The organism is Cryobacterium sp. M15 (genome assembly GCF_002929675.1).
Classification (GTDB): domain Bacteria; phylum Actinomycetota; class Actinomycetes; order Actinomycetales; family Microbacteriaceae; genus Cryobacterium; species Cryobacterium lyxosi.
Genome location: NZ_PJJW01000039.1, coordinates 325,822 through 351,909, shown reverse-complemented (window position 1 = coordinate 351,909; position 26,088 = coordinate 325,822). Strand labels below are relative to the sequence as shown.

At 63.5% G+C, this 26,088-nt stretch carries 23 protein-coding genes; 8 read left to right on the top strand and 15 right to left on the bottom strand.

Annotation, left to right across the window (positions count from 1 at the left end; translation table 11 throughout):
- Positions 1-77 precede the first annotated feature (77 nt).
- Both CXY83_RS13005 and glgB read left to right on the top strand, forming a co-directional pair.
- The gene (locus CXY83_RS13005) at positions 78-2,078 is read left to right on the top strand and encodes an alpha-1,4-glucan--maltose-1-phosphate maltosyltransferase (RefSeq protein ID WP_104197724.1); all 2,001 of its coding nucleotides are present in this window, start codon (positions 78-80) and stop codon (positions 2,076-2,078) included.
- On the top strand, positions 2,075-4,399 hold the full coding sequence (gene glgB, locus CXY83_RS13000) for a 1,4-alpha-glucan branching protein GlgB (RefSeq protein ID WP_104197723.1): 2,325 nt from the start codon (positions 2,075-2,077) through the stop codon (positions 4,397-4,399). Before CXY83_RS13005 ends, glgB begins: the two co-directional genes overlap by 4 nt.
- 78 nt (positions 4,400-4,477) lie before the next feature.
- Here glgB and CXY83_RS12995 read toward each other — a convergent pair whose 3' ends face one another.
- Positions 4,478-5,464 (bottom strand): tetratricopeptide repeat protein, encoded by a 987-nt coding sequence (locus CXY83_RS12995; RefSeq protein WP_104197722.1) that lies wholly within the window; start codon positions 5,462-5,464, stop codon positions 4,478-4,480.
- Positions 5,461-7,290, bottom strand: coding sequence for a hypothetical protein (locus CXY83_RS12990; protein ID WP_104197721.1), 1,830 nt, complete (start codon positions 7,288-7,290; stop codon positions 5,461-5,463). The genes CXY83_RS12995 and CXY83_RS12990 overlap by 4 nt, the downstream gene beginning before the upstream one ends.
- A 244-nt stretch (positions 7,291-7,534) precedes the next feature.
- Between CXY83_RS12990 and CXY83_RS12985 the strand changes: the two genes are divergently transcribed.
- Both CXY83_RS12985 and CXY83_RS12980 read left to right on the top strand, forming a co-directional pair.
- Entirely contained in the window at positions 7,535-9,142 is a 1,608-nt protein-coding gene (locus tag CXY83_RS12985) for a hypothetical protein (RefSeq protein ID WP_104197720.1), read from the top strand.
- Positions 9,143-9,164: 22 nt separating this feature from the next.
- Positions 9,165-10,214: an AI-2E family transporter gene (locus tag CXY83_RS12980; protein ID WP_104197719.1), complete on the top strand. Its 1,050-nt coding sequence runs from the start codon at positions 9,165-9,167 to the stop codon at positions 10,212-10,214.
- A 20-nt stretch (positions 10,215-10,234) separates the two neighbouring features.
- On the opposite strand, the gene CXY83_RS12975 is transcribed toward CXY83_RS12980, so the two are convergent.
- The 9 genes from CXY83_RS12975 to rpsB form a co-directional block, all read right to left on the bottom strand.
- Entirely contained in the window at positions 10,235-11,008 is a 774-nt protein-coding gene (locus CXY83_RS12975; protein ID WP_369831166.1) for an alpha/beta hydrolase, read from the bottom strand.
- Positions 11,005-11,310 carry a hypothetical protein gene (locus CXY83_RS12970; RefSeq protein WP_174722233.1) on the bottom strand — a complete coding sequence of 102 codons (306 nt, stop codon included), beginning with the start codon at positions 11,308-11,310 and terminating at the stop codon, positions 11,005-11,007. The genes CXY83_RS12975 and CXY83_RS12970 overlap by 4 nt, the downstream gene beginning before the upstream one ends.
- Positions 11,311-11,373: 63 nt before the next feature.
- Positions 11,374-12,036, bottom strand: a complete 663-nt coding sequence (locus CXY83_RS18200) for a lytic transglycosylase domain-containing protein (protein ID WP_233200897.1) — start codon at positions 12,034-12,036, stop codon at positions 11,374-11,376.
- A gap of 53 nt (positions 12,037-12,089) precedes the next feature.
- Positions 12,090-12,863 carry a DivIVA domain-containing protein gene (locus CXY83_RS12960; protein WP_233200895.1) on the bottom strand — a complete coding sequence of 258 codons (774 nt, stop codon included), beginning with the start codon at positions 12,861-12,863 and terminating at the stop codon, positions 12,090-12,092.
- A 47-nt stretch (positions 12,864-12,910) separates the two neighbouring features.
- Positions 12,911-13,924 carry a phosphatidate cytidylyltransferase gene (locus CXY83_RS12955; RefSeq protein ID WP_104197718.1) on the bottom strand — a complete coding sequence of 338 codons (1,014 nt, stop codon included), beginning with the start codon at positions 13,922-13,924 and terminating at the stop codon, positions 12,911-12,913.
- Positions 13,925-13,935: 11 nt separating this feature from the next.
- Entirely contained in the window at positions 13,936-14,490 is a 555-nt protein-coding gene (gene frr / locus CXY83_RS12950) for a ribosome recycling factor (protein WP_104126888.1), read from the bottom strand.
- A gap of 30 nt (positions 14,491-14,520) precedes the next feature.
- Entirely contained in the window at positions 14,521-15,261 is a 741-nt protein-coding gene (pyrH, locus tag CXY83_RS12945; RefSeq protein ID WP_104197791.1) for a UMP kinase, read from the bottom strand.
- Positions 15,262-15,407: 146 nt separating this feature from the next.
- The gene (gene tsf / locus CXY83_RS12940) at positions 15,408-16,235 is read right to left on the bottom strand and encodes a translation elongation factor Ts (protein ID WP_104197717.1); all 828 of its coding nucleotides are present in this window, start codon (positions 16,233-16,235) and stop codon (positions 15,408-15,410) included.
- 10 nt (positions 16,236-16,245) lie between these two features.
- On the bottom strand, positions 16,246-17,163 hold the full coding sequence (rpsB, locus tag CXY83_RS12935; RefSeq protein WP_104197716.1) for a 30S ribosomal protein S2: 918 nt from the start codon (positions 17,161-17,163) through the stop codon (positions 16,246-16,248).
- A gap of 310 nt (positions 17,164-17,473) precedes the next feature.
- Here rpsB and CXY83_RS12930 point away from each other — a divergent pair, with 310 nt between their 5' ends.
- Positions 17,474-17,998 carry a M23 family metallopeptidase gene (locus CXY83_RS12930; protein ID WP_104197715.1) on the top strand — a complete coding sequence of 175 codons (525 nt, stop codon included), beginning with the start codon at positions 17,474-17,476 and terminating at the stop codon, positions 17,996-17,998.
- A 44-nt stretch (positions 17,999-18,042) separates the two neighbouring features.
- Here CXY83_RS12930 and CXY83_RS12925 read toward each other — a convergent pair whose 3' ends face one another.
- The 3 genes from CXY83_RS12925 to CXY83_RS12915 all read right to left on the bottom strand — a co-directional run bounded on the left by CXY83_RS12925 (position 18,043) and on the right by CXY83_RS12915 (position 20,890).
- Positions 18,043-19,068 (bottom strand): tyrosine recombinase XerC, encoded by a 1,026-nt coding sequence (locus tag CXY83_RS12925; protein ID WP_104197714.1) that lies wholly within the window; start codon positions 19,066-19,068, stop codon positions 18,043-18,045.
- Between the two features lie 102 nt (positions 19,069-19,170).
- Positions 19,171-20,103 carry a phosphodiesterase gene (locus tag CXY83_RS12920; protein ID WP_104197713.1) on the bottom strand — a complete coding sequence of 311 codons (933 nt, stop codon included), beginning with the start codon at positions 20,101-20,103 and terminating at the stop codon, positions 19,171-19,173.
- Positions 20,042-20,890, bottom strand: a complete 849-nt coding sequence (locus CXY83_RS12915) for a YncE family protein (RefSeq protein ID WP_146069932.1) — start codon at positions 20,888-20,890, stop codon at positions 20,042-20,044. The genes CXY83_RS12920 and CXY83_RS12915 overlap by 62 nt, the downstream gene beginning before the upstream one ends.
- 121 nt (positions 20,891-21,011) lie before the next feature.
- On the opposite strand from CXY83_RS12915, the gene CXY83_RS12910 reads away from it, so the two are divergent.
- Complete coding sequence (locus CXY83_RS12910) at positions 21,012-22,490, top strand: pyridoxal-dependent decarboxylase (protein ID WP_104197790.1); 1,479 nt, start codon at positions 21,012-21,014, stop codon at positions 22,488-22,490.
- 14 nt (positions 22,491-22,504) lie between these two features.
- Here CXY83_RS12910 and CXY83_RS12905 read toward each other — a convergent pair whose 3' ends face one another.
- Positions 22,505-23,287, bottom strand: a complete 783-nt coding sequence (locus CXY83_RS12905) for a DNA-processing protein DprA (protein ID WP_104197711.1) — start codon at positions 23,285-23,287, stop codon at positions 22,505-22,507.
- Positions 23,288-23,422: 135 nt separating this feature from the next.
- Here CXY83_RS12905 and CXY83_RS12900 point away from each other — a divergent pair, with 135 nt between their 5' ends.
- Together CXY83_RS12900 and CXY83_RS12895 are read left to right on the top strand one after the other, a co-directional pair.
- Entirely contained in the window at positions 23,423-24,529 is a 1,107-nt protein-coding gene (locus CXY83_RS12900; protein WP_304466249.1) for a tyrosine-type recombinase/integrase, read from the top strand.
- A 7-nt stretch (positions 24,530-24,536) separates the two neighbouring features.
- Positions 24,537-24,893 carry a helix-turn-helix transcriptional regulator gene (locus CXY83_RS12895; RefSeq protein ID WP_104197710.1) on the top strand — a complete coding sequence of 119 codons (357 nt, stop codon included), beginning with the start codon at positions 24,537-24,539 and terminating at the stop codon, positions 24,891-24,893.
- Positions 24,894-26,088 lie beyond the last annotated feature (1,195 nt).

The following is a 26,088-nucleotide window of genomic DNA, read 5'->3' as shown; positions in this document are numbered from 1 at the left end:
TCCAGCCGGCAGTATCGAGCACTGCTCGCACGACCGTGTCCGCGGATACCGCGGCGGGGAGCGGTTTCACCGCTTCCATGGGTCGCATCCCGGTTCTTGACCTGTCCCCCCAGCTAAACGACAATCGCTGGCCGGTCCGCGCCTTCGTCGGTGAAGTCGTGCCGTTTGCCGCGACCGCTTTTCGCGAGGGGCACGACCTCATCGGTGTCGACCTGCAGCTCACGGCGCCGGATGGCAGCACGACGCGACATCCAATGGTGCTGCAGGCCGACGGTACCGACCGCTACGGCATCGAGGCGCAGCTCGGCGTCCCGGGTCACTGGCAATATCGGGTGCGCGCGTACGCCGACGACTTCGCGACCTGGGAACACAACGCGGCGATCAAGATACCGGCGGGCATCGACGTCGAGCTCATGTTCACCATCGGCGGGGTTCTCCTGGCACAGGCCGGCCGCGATACCGGCCGCCCAATCGCCGCCCGTCGTTTGTTCCAGGCCGCTGCCACATCGCTTGCCGACACCGGCAAATCGGCCACTGAGCGTTTTCTCGCGGTAGCGGATGCCGCGCTGCGGCAGGCCATCGCTGCTCGCCCCCTCGCTGGCCTGGCCTCCTTCTCGGCCGAACGCACGATCATCGTCGAACGCGACAGGGCCGGTGTCGGTTCCTGGTATGAATTCTTCCCGCGCTCTGAGGGCGCCGTTCGCCGCGCCGACGGCAGCTGGAAGAGCGGAACCTTTCGCACCGCAGCCAAACGCCTGCCCGCCGTGGCCGCCATGGGCTTCGACGTGCTCTACCTGCCCCCGATCCACCCCATCGGGCAGGCCTTCCGCAAGGGCCCGAACAATTCGCTCACCGTTTCCCCCGGCGACCCGGGGTCGCCCTGGGCCATCGGCTCGTCTGACGGCGGCCACGACGCCATCCACCCGGACCTCGGCACCGTCGCAGACTTCAGCTTTTTTCTGAAGAAGGCCGCCTCCCTCGGTATCGAACTCGCTCTCGACTTCGCCTTGCAGGCCTCCCCCGATCATCCCTGGGTGAAGGAACACCCGGAGTGGTTCACGACCCTGCCCGACGACACCATTGCCTTCGCGGAAAACCCGCCGAAAAAATACCAGGACATCTACCCGATCAATTTCGACAACGATCCCGCCGGCATCCGCGCCGAGGCGCTGCGACTGCTGCGCCACTGGATCAGCCTCGGCGTGCGCATCTTTCGCGTGGACAACCCGCACACCAAGCCGCTCGACTTCTGGGAGTGGCTTATCGCCGAGGTCAATGCCACTGACCCGGACGTGGTGTTTCTGGCCGAGGCATTCACCCGTCCAGCTCTCATGCAGGCCCTCGGCAAGGTCGGCTTTCAGCAGTCGTACACCTATTTCACCTGGCGCAACACGAAGAGCGAGCTCGAGGAGTTCTTCGACGGTCTCGCCACCGACACCCCCGACTTTCTGCGCCCGAACCTGTTCGTGAACACCCCCGATATCCTCACCGAGTACCTGCAATTCGGCGGCCCGGCGGCATTCAAGATTCGGGCGGCGCTCGCCGCCACTGCCGCGCCGAGCTGGGGGGTCTATGCCGGTTTCGACCTGTTCGAAAACGTGGCTCGGCCGGGCGCGGAAGAGAGCATCGACAACGAGAAGTACGAGTACCGGCCGCGCGACTGGAACACGGCCGAGGAGCTCGGAAAATCCCTCGCTCCGTACATCACGCTGCTCAACCGCATCCGCTCCGAGCATCCCGCGCTGGGCCAGCTGCGCAACCTCGACATCCACTCGAGCGACGATGACTCGATCCTCGTCTACAGCAAATTCCTGGGCGCTGCCTTCACCGGAACGGGTCAAGCGGATGCCCTCATCATCGTCGCCAACGTCGACCCGCACTCGGTGCGCCAAACGGTGGTGCACCTCGACGTGACCCGATTCGGCATTGCCCGCGGCGACACCTTCGACGTGCACGACCTCGTCTCCGGCGTCACCTGGACCTGGTCGTCCGATAACTTCGTGCGTCTGGACGCTTTCACCGAACCGGTGCATATTCTGCACGTCACGCCGCACGATCCGGCCCGGGCACTCGCATGAGCGGCGGCAAGGACAAAAACGCAAAGCATAAGAAACACGACACAACGAGCACGAAGGGTCAGGGAAAGAACATCGACGGCAAGAAGGCACAGTCCCCCAAATCCGGGCCCAAGAAGATCCAGAAGCATGCGGCCCCGATCGAACCGGTGCCCGACCACGTGCTCGAGGCTGTCGCTGCCGGCCGGTACTACAACCCGCACGAAGTTCTGGGCCAGCACCTCGCCGTCCAAGACGGTGTGTCAGACCCGGTCGTCATCATGCGGGCACTACGTCCCCTCGCTACCGAGGTGTTCGCCATTCTCGCTAACGGATCGCACGTTGAGCTGACCCACCTCGCGCACGGCATCTGGCAGGGCGAGGGCATCGTCGGGCTCAGCGACTACGAGGTCGAGGCCCGCTACGAGAACGCCCCGCCCTGGATTTGTGATGACCCGTACCGCTTCATCCCGACGCTCGGCGAACTCGACCTGCACCTGATCGGTGAGGGTCGCCACGAACGACTCTGGGACGTGCTCGGGGCCCACCACCGCCAGCACCAGGGTGTCACGGCGTCCTCCACCGGTACCTCCTTCGCGGTGTGGGCACCGCACGCCCGTGCCGCCCGGGTGATCGGCGACTTCAACGGCTGGAACGGCGTCACCCACGCCATGCGCAATATGGGCAGCACCGGCGTCTGGGAGCTGTTCATTCCGGGCCTCACGCTCGGCGCCAACTACAAGTTCCAGCTGCTCGCGCAGTCCGGCGACTGGGTCGAGAAGGCCGACCCGATGGCCCGGCTCGCCGAGGTACCGCCGCAGACCGCGTCGATCGTCACCGAGTCGCACTATGAGTGGTCGGATGCCGCCTGGCTCGCTAATCGCACGGCCAACGATCCCCACAACCAGGCTATGAGTGTGTACGAGATGCACGTCGGCTCCTGGCGCCCTGGCCTCGGGTACCGCGAGTTGGCCGATGAGCTGGTCGGGTACCTGCTGGAGCTCAGTTTCACGCACGTGGAATTCATGCCGCTGGCTGAGCATCCGTTTGGTGGCTCCTGGGGCTATCAGGTGAGCGGCTACTATGCACCGACCAGCCGGTTCGGTTCCCCCGACGACCTGCGCTACCTGATCGACCGGCTACACCAGGCCGGCATCGGTGTGATCATGGATTGGGTACCCGGCCACTTTCCCAAGGACGATTTCGCCCTGGCCCGCTTCGACGGCCAGGCCCTCTACGAACACCCGGACCCGCGCCGCGGGGAGCAGCTGGACTGGGGTACCTACATCTTTGATTTCGGCCAGATGCAGGTACGCAACTTTCTCGTCGCCAATGCGCTGTACTGGCTCGAGGAATTCCACATCGATGCGCTGCGTGTCGACGCCGTCGCCTCGATGCTCTACCTCGACTATTCGCGCGAGGCCGGGCAGTGGGAGCCGAATAAGTACGGTGGCAACGAGAACCTCGAGGCGATCAGCCTGCTGCAGGAGATCACCGCCACGGCGTACAAGCGCAATCCGGGCACGATCATGATCGCCGAAGAATCCACGAACTGGGGCGGGGTGACCGCGCAGACCAGCGGCGGCGGGCTCGGCTTCGGTTTCAAGTGGAACATGGGCTGGATGCACGACTCGCTCGAATATATGCAGGTCGACCCGATGTACCGCTCGTACCACCACAATGACATCACGTTCTCGTTCATCTACGCCTTCAGCGAGAATTTTCTGCTGCCGATCAGCCACGACGAGGTCGTGCACGGCAAGGGCGCCCTGGTCTCGAAGATGCCCGGTGATTCCTGGCAGCAGCTCGCCAACGTGCGCGCCTACCTTGCTTTCATGTGGGCGCACCCAGGCAAGCAACTTTTGTTCATGGGAAGCGAGTTCGGTCAGCGCTCGGAGTGGAGCGAGGACCGCGGACTGGACTGGTGGATGCTCGACCAGCCGGCGCACCGCGGCCTGTTCAACCTCGTTGCCCAGCTCAACCGGGTTTACCGAGATAATGCCAGCCTGTGGAGCCGAGACAACGACCCGGGCGGCTTCGAGCTACTCGACGGCGGGGCCGCGGGCCAGAACGTCGTGTCGTTTCTGCGCTGGGACAACCACGGCGTTCCCGTCGCCTGCTTCTTCAACTTTGCCGGGCATCCGCATACCGACTACCGAGTCGGCCTGCCGTTCGCCGGGCAGTGGGAAGAGATTCTCAACACGGATGCCGGCGACTTCGGTGGGTCCGGCGTGGGAAACCAGGGCGCCGTCGAGGCTTACAACGAGCCGTGGGCCGGTCGCCCGGCATCGGCAACCCTGACCCTGCCGCCCCTCGCTGGCTTATGGTTGCGTCTCCGCCGTTAGGCGCATTCCGCTCGAGCGCGCCTGGTCTGTGCTACTGAGTCAGCCGGCCACTAGGCGCACTCGCGCGCACTCGGGAAATCAGTACAGGAGGGCGGTCAGACGCGAACGGGTGGGGGGAACCCGTGGGTCGTCTTGACCGACGACCTCGAACAGCTCGAGAAGGCGCTCGCGGATCGCGTTGCGGCCGGCTGCGGGCTGTGCCGGAAAGAGTCCCAGCAGGCGATCGAAGGCGTCCTCGATGTGACCTCCGGATAAGTCGAGGTCGGCCACCAACAATTGCGCGTCGAGATCGTCGGGGGCGGATGCCGCGCCATTGCGAATCTGATCGATGGTCTTACCCTGCAGCCGGGCGAGAAGACTCACCTGCGCCAGACCGGCAACGGCCATCGTGTCGTTCGGGTTCTGTGCCAGTGCGGTGCGGTACTCACTCTGGGCGGTGGCGTAGTCGCCAGCCTCGATGGCCGTGTACGCCTCCAGGTGGTGCGGCGGCAGAGGCTCCGGGGTGGCGGCAACCGGTTCGGCGTCCGCGTCTGCATCTGAGGCCTGGGCCTGGGCCGTGCCTGTCACACCCTGCTGCGCCGCGAGCTCCAGAACGCGACCGAGCACCTCGGTGATCTGCTCCTCACCGAGTGGACCGTTGAAAAGCTGTACCGGCTGACCGGTGATGACGGCGGCGACCGTAGGCACGGACTGGGCCTGGAATGCCTGTGCGAGCTGCGGATTCGAGTCGATATCCACGCGGGCCAGTACGAACTTGCCGGCGAAGCCCAGAACGATCTTCTCCAACACGACCATGAGCTGTGTCGAGGGTTCGCTTCGGGATGCCCACAGCCCGACGACCACGGGAACGCGGGAAGACAAGTCGAGCAGTTCGCCAAAATTGGCGTCGGTACCCTCGAGAACAAGGCTCGGAAGGGTGACGGTACCGGAGGGTGCCGCAGCGCCGCCGGCGATGGATGCGCCAGTGTCGGCCGCCGGGGTCGTTCCCGCCGGGGCACGGTTCACGAGCGAAGAGAGGTCGACCGCTCCGCGCAGGTTCGATCCGAAAGGGGGCATATTCGTCATGGAAGCTCCGCCGATGTGATGAGGCCCTGGGCAAAGCCCAGAAGCACGATTTTGTCGCTAGAACCAGCCGTGGGTACGTAGAACAGCAGTTGGTCGCGGTAGGTGTTTTGAAAGCCCTTGGCCGTAGTGGTGATGCCCGATAGTGCCTTCGTGGCGAGGGCATCGGCGGCCGGGCCCACCGTAGCCCCGGCATCGACCGGTTTGACCGTTTCAGTCTCCGTCATACTGACCGCCACGATGCTGCCAGAGTCGTTGGTCGCGAGGGCTACGGCCTCGTCGGTGCCCGCAGAAGCCGCGAAGTCGATCGAAGCGGTCGACGGCAGGGCAGCGACCTTGGCCGCGTTCAGGTCAGCGACCTGAACGCGAAAATTATCCCCCTCGATCTCGAACAGCCCGAATGAGGGGCTCGCCTCGCCCTGCAGCAGGATATCGGCATAGGCGGCGGCCAGTTCGTTCGGCGGCAACAACAACAACTTGTTGTCGGGGGCGATGGCGGGAGCGCCGACGATGGCGGGCGCCACCTTCGGAACATGCGCCGACTGCTCCAGCGCGAACAGATACTGCACGTGATAATTTGTGCGGGGCGATTCCTGCTTGAGGATGACCGCCATGGTCGGGATGCTCGGATTGTTTTCGTCCTGGATTACGGTCATGACAACACGAGGCCAGGAGTTCGTCTGCTGCGGCAGCGTGAACGTGAGCGGTGCACCCGCCAGGGCAACCAGCGGGGCTACTGCCGGATCGACGGCACGGATCTTGTAGTTGGCCAGTCGTTGTTCCAGGGCCGGGCCGGTGAATCGCGTCGCAATAGTCTCTGTATTCAGGGTCGTATCGGCGTCCGCGCTGAGCAGCGAAATCTCGCTCATGATCGTTTCCAACTGGGAGACAGTGACGGCGGGCGGCGGCAACTCGGCGGCAGCTTCGACAGAATCGGTGGGCTGAGGCGTCGGCGTTGGCGTCGCTGTGGCTGTGCTGGTCGTGCTGAAATCAGGCCACAGATCGGCCGAACAGCCACTCAGCGCCAGGCCGGAGACCACGATCATGGGAAGGATGGCCACCCGGCGTGCGATTCCCCGCCGCGAAGTCGTGATCTGACTGGCTTTGATCGCCTTCGGACGCGGTGCGCGCGGCAAACGCGGCATTCGGGGACCGCGGGGCACATTGCGACGCGGCCTGCGAGAGCGACGCAGATGCAGCAGGGCCAGTACGTACAACACCAGTCCGGCCAACAGAAGCACGGCACCACCAGCGAGCAGCGGGCCGGCCCACGGGGTCGAATTATCGGACGCCCACGACAAACGGATGCTGGACGGTGCCGGTGCGATCCCGTCCGACGCGACGAGCACGGAGATACCCTCCGGCAGGGTCAGCGTGGTTGTCACGGACTTCGTGCCGGTGTACTCCTCGAGCCACAAGTCCGACCCGGCTGGATTCACGATCGCGGCGGCGACATCCGCTGTGGCGGCGTCACCCGACGTGCCCTCGGCATTGTCGGCGGTGACGGCGTCGGTGACGGTGGAGGTGAGTTCGCCCGTTTTCTCGCTGAGGCCGACAGTGGCGTATGCGTCGTCCGCAATCCACGCGGCGACGTCTTCCGAACGGCCGTACGCGAGGAAGATAGCGCCATCTCCGCGCACGTTGATGGTCTGGCTGCCCGTCGACGCTGACAGCGCGCTCGGATCTATCACGGTGTACTTCGTGTCGCCCGTGACGGAAGAGGCGAGGGAAGTGAAAGCGGGCTCAAGAAAGATTGTTCGCTGTGCGATGCCGAGAACGATCATCACGGCAGCAAGCACGAAGGCCACGATGGCAAGAACAAATCGCACGGATCACCCTTCAGCTTGTGTGCTGGTTGGTATTATTCAGTCACTTTGGCTGACTCCTGCGCCTGAAGGTGCTCAGACACAGACCTTCTACGATACTGCCTTCTTCTGAAAGGTGCCTAATAGCGCCGGCGCCCCACCGTCGACGGGCGGGTACTCGCGGCGGCGCCAGCACACTAAAATTGGGGGTGTTCCCCGTCATGCATGATCCATCTAGGGCCGGGGCCCCATGTGCAAGGAGTAAAAAGTGTCTGACGACGAAGCTGATTTCACCCAGGTATTTCGCGGCTACGACAAGGATGAGGTCGCCAAGGCCATCCAGTCTCTACGTCGCGAACTGATTCAGGCCAACACTCAAAACGCCGAGGCCGGCCGCGAAGTCAAACGGTTGGCGGCGCGCATTGACGATCTCAACGCTGAAATCGAAGAGGTGGGCAGCCCCACCTTTTCCGGCCTCGGAACCAAACTGGAGAATACCCTTCGCGTCGCCGAGGAGCAGTCCACCCGAGTCATCGCCCAGGCCGATATCGACGCCGAAAAGCTGCGCGCCGCGACGGCCGACGAGGTGCAGCTGCTCCGCCACAATGCTCTCGAGCAAGCCGAACGCACCCTGTCCGATGCCGCAGTGAAGGCACGTCGGGTTCTCGATGACGTGCGGGTTGAAGCTGATGACGTGCGCGCCCGCGCCCAGGACGACCAGGCACAGGTTGTCCAGGATGCCGTTCGCGATGCCTCCCTGATTCGGGGCGCTGTCGCCACCGAGGCCGCCGAAGCGCGTGCAACGGTCAAGCGTGAGGTATCGGCCATCCGCTCTGAAGCCGATCGGGAAGCAGCAGAAGTGCGCGTAGTGGCCCAGCGGGAAGCTACCGAGGCTCGTGAGATCGCGGCTGGCCTTACCCACGAAACCGAACTCACCCGCGCCGAAGTGGCCTTGGAACTCGACCAGCAGCGCGCTGACCTGCAACGCGAAACCGAACAGGCCCGCGTCGATCTGACCGCCGAGACGGAGCAGGCCCGGGTCGATCTGGCCAAGGATTCCGAGCAGGCGCGGCTGGACGGTGCACACGAGGCAGATCAGGCCCGCACCCTGCTCGCCGCCGAGGTCGAGCAAGGGCGAATCGATCTAGCCCGCGAGATCGAACAGGCACACGCGGTGACGGAGGTCGAACGCGAGCAGGCCCAGACCGATCTCGCTCGAGAGCTCGATCGCAAACGCGCCGGTTTGGCCCGTGAGATCGAGCAAGGCCGCGCAGCCCTCGTCGCCGAGGTTGAGCAGGCCGCCGCCGACCTGGCCCGGGAGAACCAGCAAGCCGGAATCGACGCCGAGGCCGAAGCCGAGCAGGCCCGCATCGATTTGGAGAACCAGCTCACCGCCACGCGCAAGAAGGGCGAGCACGAGGCGAGCCGCCTGGCCCGGGAGATCGATCAGGCACGAGCCGACTTCGATGTCGAGCTGAAAGCCCGCCGTGACGAGGCCGAGCAGGAGCACCTCGCCCGGCATCAGGAGGCCGTGGCGCAGACTCAGAAGTTTCAGGCGGATGCCGCCAGACAGCTTACCGAGACGAGTGAGCGCACGGCCGAGCTGCGCACCCTCAACGAGCAACTCGATGCCGGCGCGCGCGAGGAAGCCAAGGCGAACAAGGAACTCGCCGAAGAGAACGCCGCGGGCATTCTCAGGGACGCGCACGCCGCTGCGACCACTCTCGTGACCGACGCCACAACACGCTCACGCACCCTCGTGGCGGACGCCGAAGACCGGCTGTCCCAGATTAGAATTGAGCGCGACGCCGTGGCCGGGTACTTTGAAAGTCTGCGCAGCGTTTTGACGCAGGCAGAACGGGTCGCAGCCGAGTAATTCCCATCCCTGGAGTCGACACGTGAAAATACAAAATGCCTTCCGGTTCGGACTTGTCGGAACGTTGGGCGTTGGGCTGGGCTTACTGATCATCACCTCGGTGATCACCCTGCAGACGATCATTATCTACGTCGGGGCGGCGCTGTTCATCGCGCTCGGCCTCGACCCGGCCGTCTCCTGGCTGGAGAAGAAGAAGTTCCCCCGCTGGGCTGCGATTCTGACCGTGGTCGCAGCGGTGCTCGGTGTTCTGACCGGCGTCGTATTCGCGATCGTGCCGATCATCGTCGACCAGGTGTCCAAACTTTCCAGAATCTTTCCCGAATTGGTGCGGGGCGTGAACTCGTCGACCTTCCTGGCCGATCTCCAACAACAGTTCCCCGGGCTGGACGTGTCGAGAATCACCAAGACGATCACTGATTTTCTGGGCGGTAATCTATCGAATATCACCACGACGATCGTCCAGTCCGGTCTGGCGTTTGTGAGCGGATTGTTTGGTGCGCTGATCATCTTGATCCTCACGCTGTATTTCACGGCCTCATTGAACGCCATGAAGCGAGCCACCTACCAGCTGGTTCCCGCATCCAAGCGAGCACGCTTCACCGACCTAAGCGAGCAGATCACTACGGCCGTCGGTCGGTACATCGTGGGCCAGGCCGCGTTAGCCTCCGTGAACGGTGTGCTGAGCTTTATCTTTTTGTCGATCATCGGGGCGCCATTTCCGGCGCTCCTCGCCTTCATCGCCTTCCTGCTGTCCTTGATCCCGCTGGTCGGTACTATCTCCGGCTCCATCATCATCGTGCTGACCTGCCTGATTCCTGAAATCGGCAGTTCACCCCAGACGGCTCTGGCCGCGGCGATCTACTACCTCATCTATATGCAGGTCGAGGCATACATCCTCAGCCCGAACATCATGAGTCGGGCCGTCTCCGTGCCGGGTGCTGTCGTCGTGATCGCTGCCCTGGCCGGAGGTAGTCTGCTCGGTATCCTCGGTGCCCTGATCGCCATTCCGGTCGCGGCGTCCGTCATTATGATCGTCAAACAGGTCGTCATCCCCCGCCAGAACGAACTCTGAGGCTTTGGTCGACAGCGCGCTCACGACGCGTCGGGTAGCCCGGTGGTCCACTCAGTCGGCAGGGGCAGGGCGCCCGGGTTGACTGTAGCGACGATCTCGCTGAGAACACGGCGGGTCAGGGTCTCGCCAACCCACAAGTGTTTGCCGCCTTCAACGGCGACCAAACGCAGGCCGGGTACAGTGGCAAACCGCGAGCGGGCGGCATCCGGCCTGAGGTAGTCGTCGAATTCGGGGATCACAGCGACCAATTCACGTTCGTTCCCGGCCCACGCCGCCAACTCTTCGCTGGTCGTGCGGTGCAGCGGGGGTGACAGCAGGATGGCGCCACGAATCGGGTGCTCCAGGCCGTACTTCAGGGCGAGTTCAGTGCCGAATGACCAGCCGACCAGCCACGGGTTGGGCAGGTGGCGTTTAGCGACGAAAGCCATCGCCGCGGCTACATCGGCTCGTTCGGTCAGTCCGTGACCGAAATTTCCGTCACTTGTACCGCGCGGCGATGACGTACCGCGGGTGTTGAACCGCAGCACGGCCAGATCAGCCAGGGCGGGCAGCCGGTTCGCCGCCTTGCGGAGAATATGCGAGTCCATGAAACCGCCGGCGGTGGGCAGCGGATGCAGCGTGACGAGTGTGGCCACCGGTGCCCTGCCGACCGGGGTGGCCAGTTCGCCCACCAGGGTTAGACCGTCGCTCGTGTGCAGCTCGACGCGTTCGATGGTGGCCGGCAGTTCGATGCCGCCACGAATGTCAACCGGCACGGTCGCTGCTCCTTCTGGGCTCTCGGGGCCGTTGGTCACTTGATCTTCCAACAGTGAGTGTGCCAGTGCCGCCGGTTGGCGAGGTCGGCATCGTCACCGAGTACCCCGTCGCCGCGCCACGTGACGATATGAGCGGTACCGGGGGCGATGCTCTGGGTGCAACCGGGACACAGGTATGCTTTGGCCGCCTGTTTGGCGGGAACCGGCTGAACGTGCCAGAGGCCGTCACGCCGGACTTCGCTGCGACGCCATCCCGCGAGCAGATGATTCAGGCCAACGTCTGCGTCGTCGTCGCTCGACTGCTGGGCCTTTCGGCCTCGGGGTCGATTGCTGCGCGCCATGATCCCAGTCTAAAGTGCGGGCTTGGTGCCGAACACCAGCGGGCCCGGCGCACCAGTTTGCGCCTAGTACCAGCCCGAAGCCTGGGACTTACCCCAGGCACCACACGGAGTGCCGTAGCGGCCCGTGATATACCCGAGACCCCACTCAATTTGGGTACCAGCGTTCGTGGCCCAGTCGTCGCCGGCCGACGCCATCTTGGAGCCGGGGAGCGATTGTGGGATTCCGTAGGCGCCGCTCGACCCATTCTGGGCGTTGACGCGCCAACCCGACTCTTTCTGCCAGAGCGAGACCAGACAGTTGTATTGGTCTTCGCCCCAGCCGCGACCGGCAACGGCGTCGTAGGCATACGCCTTCGCCGAGCCCGGATCGGGTACGGCAGCCGGCGGAGCGGTGAAGCTCTGGGCCTTTTTTTCAACCGCCACCACGATGGGCACCGGTTTGGGCTTTTCGGTGACAGCATAGCCGTCACGCGTAATGGTATTGGTGTAGCTGCCGGCAACGAGAACAGCTTGGGCAGGCCCGTCATCGGTCGTACTGCCAGCTATTTGAAAGTATGGTGACGCCGTAGCGCCCGAGTAGGGATCAACCACGGTGACGAGCACGAACGCGCAGGCGGCGGTGAACCCGAACAGAAAGTGCGCCGGCTTGACCCGGGGCCGCGTTCGACGAACGATCGGCTTGGCCGCAGCCGGAACGGTGTCGATTACTTTCAGATGCCTACCCATTACTAGACGACCCTAGCCGACAATTTTGATAACAGCCAAGTAACGGTGACCAATCAGCGCACCGCGAGCATGACGTCCACGACGCTGTCCAACACCACATCCACCTGCGCTTCCCGGTATCCTCCCCGTTCGGGGCGAAAAACGGCCGTTCGCACCTCCGCGACCGTCAGCTCACGACCGTCGCGAAAATATTTCACCAATTTGTTGGCCAGACGGTCGACGTCCACTCGTTTGTAGCCGACCGCCAAAACGCTCGTGCGCGTGAAGCGGGCGCCGGGGGGGCGGCTGAGCCGGCCGACGATCACCTCGACGGCGGCCTCGGCTTCAGCCATCCACGCCTGTTCTCCCCCGGCCCGGGTCGCCTCATCGCGTTCTCGAGCGGCGAAAGCGTCTTCAAGTCGTTCCAGTGCCGCATCGACCTGGTCGGGTGAGTATCCGCCTTTGTGCATTGCGAAGGCCGTGTGGCGGATCCCCTCGGCCGTCAACCTGATACCGGTGCCGGTCTCGTTTTCCTCGGGCTGTTTCACGATCAGCGTGTGCGTGGCCTCGGCTCCGTTGGCGGCGCCCGGATCGTCGTCCGTGGTCGCCGGCAGCGTGGTCGCCGGCAGCGTGGTCGCCGACAGGCTCGTCGCCGGCATCGTGGTCCCAGTCTCGGTACCGGCGGCGATCTCGTCAACGGATTCCAGAGCACCGGTATCAGCATCGAGTTCGTCGTCGTGCAGGTCAGGCTGGTCGTATGCGCGCCGGGCCGCAGCCAGAAACGCATCGACCTGGGTGACGTTGTAGCCGAGAGACTTCTTGTCCACTCGCGAAAATATGGTGCTCATACCCTCATTGTCTCGTACCAGGTTCGCGGGAGAAAAATCGGTCGCGCTCACGCAAAGACCAGATAGAGGGCGTAGGCAGCAGCGGCCGATGGCAGAATCGAGTCAAGCCGGTCCAGAAAGCCGCCGTGGCCGGGGAGCCATGAACTCATGTCCTTGATGCCGAGGTCGCGTTTGATCAGCGATTCGGCCAGGTCGCCAAAGGTCGCAGTCAGCAGGATGACCGCTCCGAAGACCAATCCGAACCACCACGGCTGGTCGAGCATGAAGATCGAGAGCAGCACACCAGCGATCATGCAGATCAATCCGGCGCCAATAAAGCCCTCCCACGTTTTCTTCGGACTGATCGAGGGCGCCATCGGATGCTTGCCGAAGTTCAGGCCGCTGACGTACGCACCGGTGTCGGCGGAAATGACCAAAATCAGGAAGGCGAGCGTCCACCACTGTCCGTGGTCCTGGGCGACAAGCAGCACTGCAAAACTCGCGAGAAAGACGACGTAGACCTGAATCAGGATGCCACCGCCCACGTCGCCGAGGACGGAACGGGCAGTGGCGCGGTGCGGCGCCATCACGAGTAAGGCCAGGCGCCACAACCCGATTAATACGATGCCGCCGAGCATGACGAACCATTGGCCGGTTGCCCCACCGTAGAATGCAGCCGGAACGATGGCGACCGCAGAGATAATCACGGGGATGCGCGGCACGTTACGTCCGGCACGCCGCAGGGCCTGTGCCAGTTCGAACGCGCAGAAGCCGACAATGACGACCGCGAAGATCATGAAGAGCTGTTTGATGATGATGAGACTGACCAACATTGAGCCGCCGAGCACAAGTCCAATCAGGATGGCCAGAATGAGGTTGCGCCCGGTGCGCGCTGCGATACGTTCGTTGGTCGCATCGAGTTGCGCCCGCGTGGCCTGCACCTGACGTTCGAAATCGGCCTTGGTCGTCTGCACCTGACGTTCGAAATCAGCTCGCGTCGTTTTCACCTGCGCCCGGAACTCGGCGCGACTGACACCGTTACCGCGTCTGTGCGGCTGGCCGTTCTCCGGTTTCTCGGTCATCTGAACGCTTCCTAGATCTCGAGAAGTTCGGCTTCCTTGCGCTTGAAGGCGTCGTCAATGCCGTCCACGTGGCTCTTGGTCATCAGCTCGAGCTCTTTCTCGGCGCGGGCGACCTCGTCGTCGCCGACCTCGCTCTTGAGCGCATCGAGCTCGTCTTTGGCCTTGCGGCGAATGTTCCGCACTGAAATGCGGGCATCCTCTGCCTTGGCCTTGACGATCTTCACGAATTCCTTGCGGCGTTCCGTAGTGAGTTCGGGCAGCGTAGCCCGAATGGTGGTTCCGTCGTTGCCGACGTTGGCGCCCAGATTCGGAGTGTCGCGGATGGCGATCTCAATGTCGCGCAGCGCCGCTTTGTCGTAGGGACCGATCAGCATCGTGCGCGCTTCCTGGTTTTGCAGCGACGCGAGTTGTTCCAGCGGTGTCAGAGTGCCGTAGTAACTCACCAGAATTTTCGCGAACATTTGCGGGTTGGCGCGCCCGGTACGCACGGTGCCGAAGTCGTCTTTGGCGGCCTCGAGGGCCCGGTTCATGCGCGCAGTGGCATCGGAAAGAACATCCGCGATCACGGTGACTCCTTTATTGGTGGTGGAATAATTCTAGTTGGAGACGCGAGTGCCCAGATCGGCGCCCAGAATGGCCGCGGTGACGTTGCCTTCTGGTGCCATGCCGAAGACCTGCATGGGCATGTGGTTGTCCATGCACAGGCTGAACGCGGTGGAGTCGACCACTTTGAGGCCGCGCTGGAGCGCTTCTTGATAGGTGATGTGGTGGATCTTCTGGGCGTCGGGATTCGTACGGGGGTCGTCGGAATAGACGCCGTCCACGCCGTTCTTGGCCAAGAGCACGACGTCGGCGTCAATTTCGAGGGCGCGCTGCGCGGCTACGGTATCGGTCGAGAAGTACGGCAGTCCGGCTCCGGCACCGAAGATGACGACGCGACCCTTTTCCAGGTGCCGTTCGGCGCGCCGTGGAATGTACTGCTCGGCGACCTGAGTCATCGAGATGGCGGACTGCACGCGGGTTTCCGCCCCGGCCTGCTCGAGAAAGTCCTGAAGGGCGAGGGCGTTCATGACGGTACCGAGCATTCCCATGTAGTCGGCGCGTCCGCGGTCCATGCCGCGCTGGGAGAGCTCGGCGCCACGAAAGAAGTTTCCGCCGCCGACGACGATGGCCACTTCGACCTGCTGGGCGGCCTCAGCGATCTCCCTGGCCAGCGAGCTGACCACATCGGGGTTGACCCCCACGGCGCCGCCGCCGAAGGCCTCACCGGACAGTTTGAGGAGCACCCGTCGCTTCTTCACGACCGTGGTGGGATGCAGCGGGCTGGTCTGGGGCATGGGTGTGCTGGCCGTGTCAGTCATGTCGTGCGGGGCCTTTCCGAGAGGGGGTGCAATCAAACTACCAAGTGCGGGCGCGTACCCCACACGGGGCACACAAAACGGAGGCCGGATTGCTTTCGCAATCCGACCTCCGTTATTTTTTGTTAGGCGCCGACCTTGAACCGGGCGAAGCCCGACACGGTCAGTTTTGCGTCGTCAAGAACCTTGGCGACGGACAACTTGTTGTCCTTGGCATAATCCTGTTCGAGCAGTGCGACCTGCTTGAGATATGCCTTGACGCGTCCCTCAACGATCTTGGGCAGCGCCGCTTCCGGCTTGCCTTCGTTCTTCGAGATCTCGGTGACGATCTTGCGCTCGGTCTCCACCAGGTCAGCAGGGACATCGCTCGCCGCGAGGTACTCGGGGTTGGCGAACGAAATGTGCTGGGCGACGCTACGAGCGGTCTCCACGTCTGCACCGGAGAAGCCGAGAACAACGCCGACCTGCGGGGGCAGGTCTTTGCTGGTCTTGTGCAGGTAGATCGAGAACGACTCGCCGGTGACGGCGGCGACGCGGCGAAGTTCGAACTTCTCGCCGATGATTGCCGCTTCGCCGTCAATGAGCTCGGCAACGGTCTGCGTGCCGGCCATAGCGGCCAGTCCGGCCTCGACCGTGGTCGCGCCGGCGGCGGCGATCGCGTCAAGAACCTTATCGGCCAGAACGACGAACTTGTCGCCCTTGGCGACGAAGTCGGTTTCGCAGGCAAGTTCGATCATGTACGCGGTCGTGCCGATTTCCTTGGCAGCGACGAGTCCCTCAGAGGTGGAACGGTCAGCGCGCTTGGCGTTACCTTTAGCACCCTTGAGACGCAGGATCTCGATGGCCTTGTCCATGTCGCCGTCGGCTTCAACGAGGGCGTTCTTGGTGTCGACCATTCCGGTGCCGAGGTTCTCGCGAAGAGCCTTGACGTTTTCTAGTGTGAAGTTTGCCATACCGGGTTCCCTACTTGGTTTCGTCGGCGGCGGCAGCCAGTACGGCCGCAACGTCGCTGTCAGCGACAGCGTCAGCGATGGTGGGCTCTGCAACGACGGCCTCGTCGGCGACGACGGTTGCGTCGGCGACCTTCTCGGTCTCGGCAGAGGACTGCGCGGGGGTGGTCTCGGCGTCTGACGCCTGGAGCAGTTCAGCTTCCCACGCGGCGAGGGGCTCAACTTCGGCCTCCGGCTTGGCGTGGCGCTGGATGAGGCCCTCGGCTGCGGCGTCCGCGATGATGCGGGTCAGCAGGCCAACGGAGCGAATGGCGTCGTCGTTGCCCGGGATCGGGTACTGCACGTCATCGGGGTCGCAGTTGGTGTCGAGGATAGCGATGACAGGGATGCCGAGCTTGCGCGCCTCATCAATGGCGAGGTGCTCCTTGTTGGTGTCAACAACCCACAGTGCAGACGGGGTCTTCGTGAGGTTGCGGATTCCGCCGAGGCTCTTGTGCAGCTTGACGAGCTCGCGCTTCTTGATGAGCATTTCCTTCTTCGTGAAACCGCTCTTGGCGGTGTCTTCGAAGTCGAGCTCTTCGAGTTCTTTCATGCGAGCCAGGCGCTTGGAAACGGTCTGGAAGTTGGTGAGGAGGCCACCGAGCCAGCGCTGGTTGACATAGGGCTGGCCTACGCGCTGCGCCTGCTCGGAGATGGATTCCTGAGCCTGCTTCTTGGTGCCGACGAAGAGGATGGTGCCGCCGTGGGCAACCGTCTCCTTGACGAAGTCATAGGCCTTATCAACGAACCCGAGCGACTGCTGCAGGTCGATGATGTAGATGCCGGAACGCTCGGTGAAGATGAAGCGCTTCATCTTCGGGTTCCAACGGCGGGTCTGGTGCCCGAAATGCACGCCGCTGTCAAGCAGCTGGCGGATGGTTACGACGGCCATGTGCCGACTCCTGTTCTGGTGCGGGTTCAAAAAGCCGCACCAATCGGTTTGTGCGATGATCGGACGATCATCGCTCCTGGTGCCCGGCACACGTCCGCCCTGCTCGCGAATGTTCTCGTGAGACGGGACCGATTGGACATGGCGGCCAAATGGGCACGCGTAGTCAGCGCAGAAAGCGCTGCTGGGATCAGCGTATCACCGCCGGGCGTACTACTGCGACCGACTCCTGCACAGGAACGATAACGATGCATACCGACACGGATGTGCCCGATGCCCTGGCGGGTTCGACGCCGAGCGGCAGGATAGGGGCATGCAGAACCTACGCGCACTGGCTGCATCCGCTCTCATCTTCGTGCTCGTGCTCGTGGTCGCTGGATCGGGTGCCGCGTTGGAGCGGACGGTGGGTACAGCGCCGACGGAGGCAGCTGCCTGGGTGTGGCCGGTCGCGGCGCCGCACCGAGTGACCCGGGCGTTCGAAGCGCCGGAGTCTTTATATTCGGGCGGTCATCGCGGCATCGACCTGGCTGCGCAGACGAATGACGCGGTGTTTGCGCCGCACGACGGGGTGGTGTCGTTTGCGGGTCGTGTCGTTGACCGGCCTGTGCTGTCGATCACGCAGCCGGGTGATCTGATCTCGACGGTCGAGCCCGTGATCGCCACTGTCGCGGCGGGAGACCGGGTGCGCGCCGGACAGGTGATCGGCGCAGTGGCGAGCGGCGGTCATTGCCCGCCCGGCTGTGTGCATTTGGGCGTGCGACTGCACGGGCTTTACATATCGCCCCTACTCTTTCTCGGGACCGTGCCGCGCGCGATTTTGTTACCGGCATTACCGTGATAAGGCCGTGAACCCTGCACGAAACGCGATCTTTCTCGACCGGGTCAAGCGCGGGGGTGGGCGAGCCCGTAGCTGGTTTTCAGGCGTTCCGCCGACACATGGGTATAGATCTGGGTGGTACCGAGACTGACATGCCCGAGAAGTTCCTGCACGGCGCGCAGGTCGGCTCCCCCGTCGAGCAAATGGGTGGCCGCGGTGTGGCGCAGGGCGTGCGGTCCGGCCGGACCTGTGCCGGGGACCGCGGCGAGCAACGCGGCTACGAGGCGGTAGACGCCGCGCACGCCAAGGCGCCGACCCCGGCGGCCGAGGAACAGCGCCGTGGTGTCGTTCGACGCGTTGGTGACTGGCGCTGCGAGGGCTGGCGCTCCGAGGTTGGGCACTGCGAGGTTGGGCACTGCGAAGTTCGATCGAGCTGCCGGCGCTGGCCCGGTTTTCACGGCGTCTGGCGAGACAGCGGCGCCTAGGTCCCGCCCCTGACGCAGGTAGTCGACGAGGGCGCGCTTGGCCGGAACGCCGAACGGAACCACTCGTTCCTTCGCACCCTTACCGGTGACCCGCACAGTCAACCGTTCCAGGTCTACGTCGGCGAGATCAAGGCCGACGAGCTCGGAGACTCGCAGCGCCGCGGCGTAGAGCAGCTCGACGATGGCGAGATCACGCAGCGCGAGTGCCTCTCCCCCGGCGGCGCGGGCCGCCAGCAGTTCGAGCAGTTCGCTCATCTGGGTCTGGGCGATCACGCGCGGCAACGTTCGCCCCGGTTTCGGCGAGCGCAAGCGGGCCGCCGGGTCCGTGACGAAATCGTCACTGCGCGCGAGCCACGCAGTGAAGCTGCGCGCCGACGCCGACCGGCGGGCCAGCGTGGCCCGGGCCAGGCCAGCCTGGGTTGCGACCCAGAGCCATTCCCGCAGGAGTTCGAGGCTCAACTCAGCCGATGCCGTCACCCCCCGGTCGCCAGCAAAGCCGGCCAGTTGGTTCAGGTCGGTGCGATAGGCACGCACCGTGTGTGCGGAATAGCCACGCTCGGCGCTGAGGTAACGCAGAAATTCGTCGATGTCGTCGCTCACATGCATGGGTTCAGTTGCTCTCGCTCATGGTGTCGCAGTTCTTGCTCATGGTGTCGCAGTTCTTGCTCATGGTGTCGCAGTTCTTGCTCATGTGTCGCGCCGCCGTTGTCATGACTGCCGCGAAAAGGCGAGCCTGCGGTCTTCGGGTGAGAGGGCAGCTAGTTCACCGACATAGTCGGCGGAAAACTGCGTGACAGCGGTGTAATCGCCGATCGGCAGCTGAGAATGCGTGATCTGGTCGGCATAGACGTGCACAAGGTTTAGTGTCTGACCGCCGTTCACCCCGGTCATTTCACGGTCGGGGGCACTCAAATCCATCGTGTAACAGGTAGCCGCCGCGACCGACACGGGGATGCCGGCAAATACGCCCTGGGTGGAATAGTGCAGGTGCCCGGCGAGAATTGCCCGCACATCACTGCCGGCCAGAACGGCAGCCAGTCGCGGCTGGTCCTGCAGCTCGAGCACGCTCATCAGCGGCAGCGGTGTGGGAATCGGTGGGTGGTGCAGTGCCAGGATCGACCCGCGCCGCGCGGGCGTGCTCAGAACCTGGCGCAGCCACTCCAGCTGGGCATCGGCCACCTCACCGTGGTGATAGCCGGGAACACTCGTGTCGAGCGCAATGATTCGCAGGCCGTCGAGGTCGTGCAGCTGGTCGACGGGGTCCTGGTCGACAGGGTTCTGGTCGACGCTCTGTTGATCGTCGGGTGCCTCGCCGAGGAGTTCGGAACGAAACGATTTGCGCTGGTCGTGGTTGCCCATCACCCAGATTATGGCGGCATCCCACTGGGCGGCGGCGGCCTCCACGATGCCGCGAATGCGGCGGTAGGCATCCGCTTCGCCCCGATCGGCCACATCGCCGGTGAGAATGAGGGCATCGGGCCGGATCCCTGAGCGGTGCAGCTGCTCGAGGGCGCGGTGCACGGTCTGGTCGGTCTCGACCGCACCATAGAGCGCCGCGCCATCCGCTAGAAAATGGGTGTCACTCAAGTGCACCAAAATCTGCTCGGCGGGCGCGTACTGGCCCAGCTGCACGACTGCCATGGATCACCTCTCGTCGGGTCTTCAGACTACGGGCACCCACCGACACCGTGCCGTCGTTGGAATTGGCGATACCCACCTTGCTGCCGTCCGGCGTGATGGCGAGACTCGACGGGGTACGCCCGAGTGGTATGCGACTGAGTACTCGGTTGGTAACCGTACTGACCGTCGCAATGGTGTTGTTCTCGGTATTGCTCAGATAGACCTTCTTTCGGTCAGCACTGGGGGTGAGTTCACCGACCGGGGCACCGGTGAAGATCGGTTCGGCGAGGGAACGGGTCGCGATCGTGGCTACCGTGATGTCGAACAGTGTGGGTGAACCACCGATGTACAGGGACTTGCCGTCGGGAGTGGCTACCAGATCACCGCAAGCGCCAACAGTGAAAGAGTAGGCGACCGTGTTGGAGGCGATGTTCAGCGCATAGATCTTTTTATCGCTGCAGGTGCTGTGGATGCCGCGGATGCCACGACACCGGATACCGACACACCATTCACCGCCCAGCGGTAAGACAGCACCACCGGCACCGGTTTTCAGGTACCCGACACTGCCGTCAGTCGCCGGCCCGCCTGTGGCACGCCGGTGGTCGTCGGAACCGGGGTTGCGGTGAATGTGCTCGCGGTGGGCTGAATCGCATTTCGTTCCGTCACTGCAGGCTGACTCACATTCGCAGCGCTCAGAGCCCTCGCCGCGAGCGCCGCTGGAGCTCCAGTCAAGTACGACCGCTCCGACGGTGAGAACGGTGAGTGCGGGGCCGAGGCTTCTGCGGTGGCCGGTTACTGGTGCGCTCATGACATCCACTTCTCTGGAAATTCAAACAATTGAGGGGGGAGGGCACTTGTCGATACTGCGGGTCACCGTAGCCCTGCCACTCACCAGCGACAAAGGCAGACCGGCGGGCTATCATGGCGCCATGTCTGCCCAGCCGGACGCCTACACCGAGGCTCTTCACCGTGCACTGCTGCACGCCCATGCTTGGCTTGCGTCACTACCCTCTCGCCCAATCGGCCCTCGTGTCGACGCCGATACCCTCGCCGCCCTCTCGGCCGGCCCGTTACCCCCGTCGTCGTGCGCTGCGGCCGACGTGATCGATGAACTCGCCGCCTTCGCCGAACCGGGACTCATGGCGATGCCCTCCGGCCGGTTCTTCGGGTGGGTCATTGGGGGAACTCTGCCCGCCGCCCTCGCCGCCGACTGGCTGGTGACCGCGTGGGACCAGAACGCCGGAATGCGCTTCGCCACTCCCGCGGCCGCCGTGCTCGAGGAGATTGCCGCCGGCTGGCTTCTCGATCTGCTGGGGCTGCCGCCGGGAGCGGATGTCGGATTCACCACCGGCGCGACGATGGCCAATTTTGTCGGCCTCGCCGCGGGACGGCAGTGGGTTCTGAACCGGGCCGGATGGGACCTGGACCGGGACGGCCTGGCCGGGTCGCCGCGCGTGCGGGTTTTCGTGGGGGCGGAGCGTCACGACGTCATCGATCTCGTATTGCGCTACCTCGGCCTCGGCGCACCCATCGTCGTCGACGTCGACCAGCAAGGACGATTGCGGCCAGACTCTCTGGCCGAATCACTGTGCGCCGGTTCCGGCCCGGCCATCGTCTGCCTGCAGGCTGGCAATCTGCATTCCGGAGCATCGGACCCGATGGGTATGGCGATCGACGTGGCACACCGGCATGGAGCCTGGGTGCATGTCGATGGAGCGTTCGGCCTCTGGGCGGCAGCCAGCCCGCGCTTCCGTGACCAGGTGACCGGCCTGGACAGCGCTGATTCCTGGGCGACGGACGCCCATAAGACACTCAATGTGCCCTACGACTGCGGTGTGTCGATCGTGTCCCGGCCCGAGGTCGTGCGCAAGGTATTCGGCGTGCACACGAGCTATCTGATGGCGGCCGACGGTACTCCCGGCAACCTGGGTCCCGGTGACCCATTCGAGAAGGTGCCCGAGCTGTCTCGCCGGGCCAGGGGGGTTCCGGTCTGGGCGGCGCTCCGATCGCTCGGCCGTGTCGGCACGATCGCGCTGGTGGACGGTCTCGCAGCGAATGCGCGGAACCTCGCCGACGGCCTGCGTTTATTGCCGGGGGTTGAAGTGCTCAACGAGGTGGTGTTCACCCAGGTGTGCGTGAGTTTCGGCAGCGATGAACGCACCCGGCGGGTGACACAGCAGCTCATCACCGACGGTTCAGCCTGGATGTCGGGGTCGCGCTGGCACGACCGGGATATTCTGCGCATCTCGGTGAGCAACTGGTCGACGGATGCCGCCGATGTCGCGCTCTCCCTCGCCGCGGTGGCGCGGGCCTGCGCTGTCGTTGATGCTGCCAATCTCGAAGTCGAAGATGTACGCCGTGCGGCCACACCCCGGCACCCTGACCGCGTGACCCACGATCGAGACTGACCCCACCCCGTGATTTACAGCCGGCGCACCCACCCGGCCTCCCGCTCCTGGGCTGCCCCATCGAGATCGAGGCCGCCGAGGGCGCCGCGCACGGCCGACGTCGAGAGCCCGGCACGGCGTGACAAATCGGCAACCGTGCGGGGCGAGCGACCGCTCAGGGCGTCGAACACGCGCACCTGATCGCTCGTGCGGGGTATCGGGCCCGGGCCAGCATCAGTGTCGGAAAAATCCAGGGGTACCTGGATCGACCGCTCACCAACCAGCTCGGCCATCTCGGTCGGGTTGGTTACGCACACCGCGGCGAATTCGCGAATGAGGCGATGGCAGCCAGCCGAGGTGGGGCTCGTGATCGGCCCGGGCACGGCGCCGAGCGGCCGACCCAGCGCCGACGCATGTCCGGCGGTGTTGAGCGAGCCCGACCGCCAGCCGGCTTCCAACACGATCGTTGCTGCACTCGCCGCGGCGATCAATCTGTTCCTTTGCAGAAAGCGCCATTTCGTGGGGGCCGCGCCGCAGGGTAGCTCGGAGAGAACGGCCCCGGCAGCCACGATGCGGGTGAGCAGGGAGTCGTGGCCACTCGGGTAGAACCGGTCGACTCCCCCGGCAAGAAAGGCCACGGTAATGCCGTCACTGGCCAGTGCCGCGCGGTGGGCCATTCCGTCGATGCCGTAGGCGGCCCCGGACACCACGGCGAAACCACGGTCGACGAGCCCGGCCGAGGCCTCCATGGCGATGTGCTCGCCATAGCCGGTGGCTGCCCGGGCCCCGACCAGAGCGATTTCACGAAGCTGTTGCATCAGATGGAGGATTTCCGAGACGGCGCTGTTCTAAACGGTACCGAGTTCGCTAGGGATAGTGGAGCCGTTGAGCGATACTTGACAGGAGATTCGCATCTGGTGCAGGATTGACCCATCTAAGGATGGAAGGTCACCATGAAATCAGGCGTGCCGTTCGGTTCCGCGTCGCTGTATCTCGCATCTGGAGTTGCATTTCTCAATGAAGAGGACTCGGTGTACGCCGCAATGATTGAGGGATGGCGGGCTGCACAGATAGGTGGCCGCCTCAGCAAGAAAGCGTCCGCAGAGTCCAATCTCGCCCGAGTCCATTCGTTTCAGAAGTTCACAAACGAATGGCCGTGGAATTGGAGTGCTGGCTCGCTTGACGAGTGGATGATGCATCTCGTGTCGGTCCGCCGGCTCGCGCCTTCGACAATTCGGGCCTATCAAACAAGCATCCGGGCGTTCTGCGACTACATCTGCTCCGAACACTACGACTGGGTTTCCCAGTGCGAGCAGAGATTCGGAACACACCCGGTTCAGGTTTGTCACGAGTGGAACACTGTTCGACACCTTGTGGACTATGAGGGCCGACCGGGACGTCGACCGCTCACTCGAAAGGAAATTCAAAATCTTCTGGATCACGTCGACGCTGAGGTGGGAACGCGCCTGGATGAACAGAAAAAGGGAGCGCTCCAGGTCTACCGAGATGCCACAATTTTCAAAGTGATCTACGGGTGGGGCCTTCGCGCTGACGAAGTCGCGAAACTCGAAGTTACTGACTTCTATCGAAACCCAGAAGCGCCAGAATTCGGCAGCTTTGGGATGCTGCAAGTCCGTAACGGGAAGGGGTCCAAGGGGAGCGGCAAGAAACGACGCTCGGTCGTGACTCTCCGTTTGGAAGCTGTGACCGCTCTGCGTGACTACATCGATAACGTTCTCCCGCTGGTGAGAGTCGCCAATTCAAACACGCTCTGGTACTCCGAGCGCGGAACGCAGATGACGGCCCGGCACGTGGCAGACAGATTCGGCGATTACCGCGACGAGCTTGGCCTTGAGTCCGCTCTGACCCCGCACTGCTTGAGGCACAGTTATGCAACCCACCTGACCGAAGAAGGTTATGACCATAGATTCATTCAGGAGCAGATGGGGCACACGTGGGGAAGCACAACAGGTATCTACACGCACGTTTCGGCAAACTTCGCGAACACCATGGTTCGCGATGCACTAAGCCGTCAGCGTCAGGCAAGGGAGATTCGGTGATGGGCAAATGAGACTAGTGGGTTATGAGTGGCGACTTCGAGAGGTTATGGCCACACAAGGCATCTTTAGTACGACCAAACTCATCCCTCTTCTGCACGACCGCGGCATCGACTTGTCCTCTAGCCAGGTCTACCGGCTCGCGGCAGACAAACCTGAACGACTCAACCTTCACGTCCTCGTCGCGCTCATGGACATTCTGGACTGCACATCGGACGACTTGATTAAACGCGTCGAGCTAGGCGCTTCTGCTGTCGCTGCGACCGGCACGGACAGTAGCGGGGGCACGGACAGCGCCTCCACCGCACTGAAACGAGGTGGGATTCGTCCGGTCCGAATGGAAGTCCATTTCCCGACCGATGCTTAGGCGCAATCTTGAAGAACTATCGGCAAGAATATCCGACGTGGAAACGACAGTCTCCGCCTCGGTAGTGGAAGCTTCCGTAGCTCAATTGAAAGCGACGGATCCCGCTCTGGCACGGATATTGGCTGTTGTCGCGACGGATCCCGCAATACTCACTCGGGGCGATCCCACCATGCCGATTCTGCTTGAAAAAGTCATCTGGAACCTCCTGGAGGCGGGCGCGAAGACCGTCCTATTGCCGAAGTGCCCGCAGTGCAACAGACAAAGGCCGTTGGTAGCAAAGTTGGGATCAACCCGGATATGCGTCAACTGTGACTCCGCGAACCGACGAACTCGGATTCGGTGCAGCTTTTGCGACCAAACGAGCGAAAGGCGAGCGGAAATATGCGGCCAGGCGGTATGCCGCAACTGCTGGCGCACTCAGTCGCGCACCGCGGGCCCGAAACTTCTGCTCGCCACCATTGCCAGAATTGGGTCACTTGTTCCCTCCGAGGGTGACATCCAGCGGTGCATTGCCGGGCTGACAGTCTCCCAGCACTTGAGACTACTAATGGAAATCGAGCTTGCCCCTGAGAATTGGTTCGAAGATCCCGCCCCCGGTAGCCAGATATTTACGCGATTCTACGACTCCCTTCGAGATGCTGGCATTCCCCTTTCCCCTCGCGGGTGTGGTGTCTGCGGGGTCGAAGCTACGTTGGCTGGAAAAGTAGGTAGTCGCCGCGTCTGCAAGAAGTGCCTGCGGCAAGCCAAGCGAACCGAATGCCAGACCTGCGGCGCCCTAGCCGAAGTGGCCATCCGGATGCCAGATGGCTCGGGCCTTTGCCAGACCTGCAAGAACAGACTCCCAGAACGAAACGACATATGCGTAAAGTGCGCAGTCTCCCGCGCTATCTGGTCCCATACAGCTGAGGGACCCGTTTGCCGTGCCTGTCGACGGATTGCACGTACCGGCATTTGCCGATTGTGTGGGTTGGAGGGGAGGTGCAGGTTCCCCGGTACGGAAAAATCTATCTGCGATTCTTGCGCCACCTCCAAGGAACCCTGTCGAAGCTGCGGCAGAGTGCGCGCGGTGCATGTTCGCTTCGAAGATGGAACTGCTGGTTGCGATCGTTGCGTGGGGCCAACACGTGCCACATGCACGGACTGCGGATTATTCCGTCAAATCACAAGGCGCTTTTTCGGGGAACCGTACTGCACA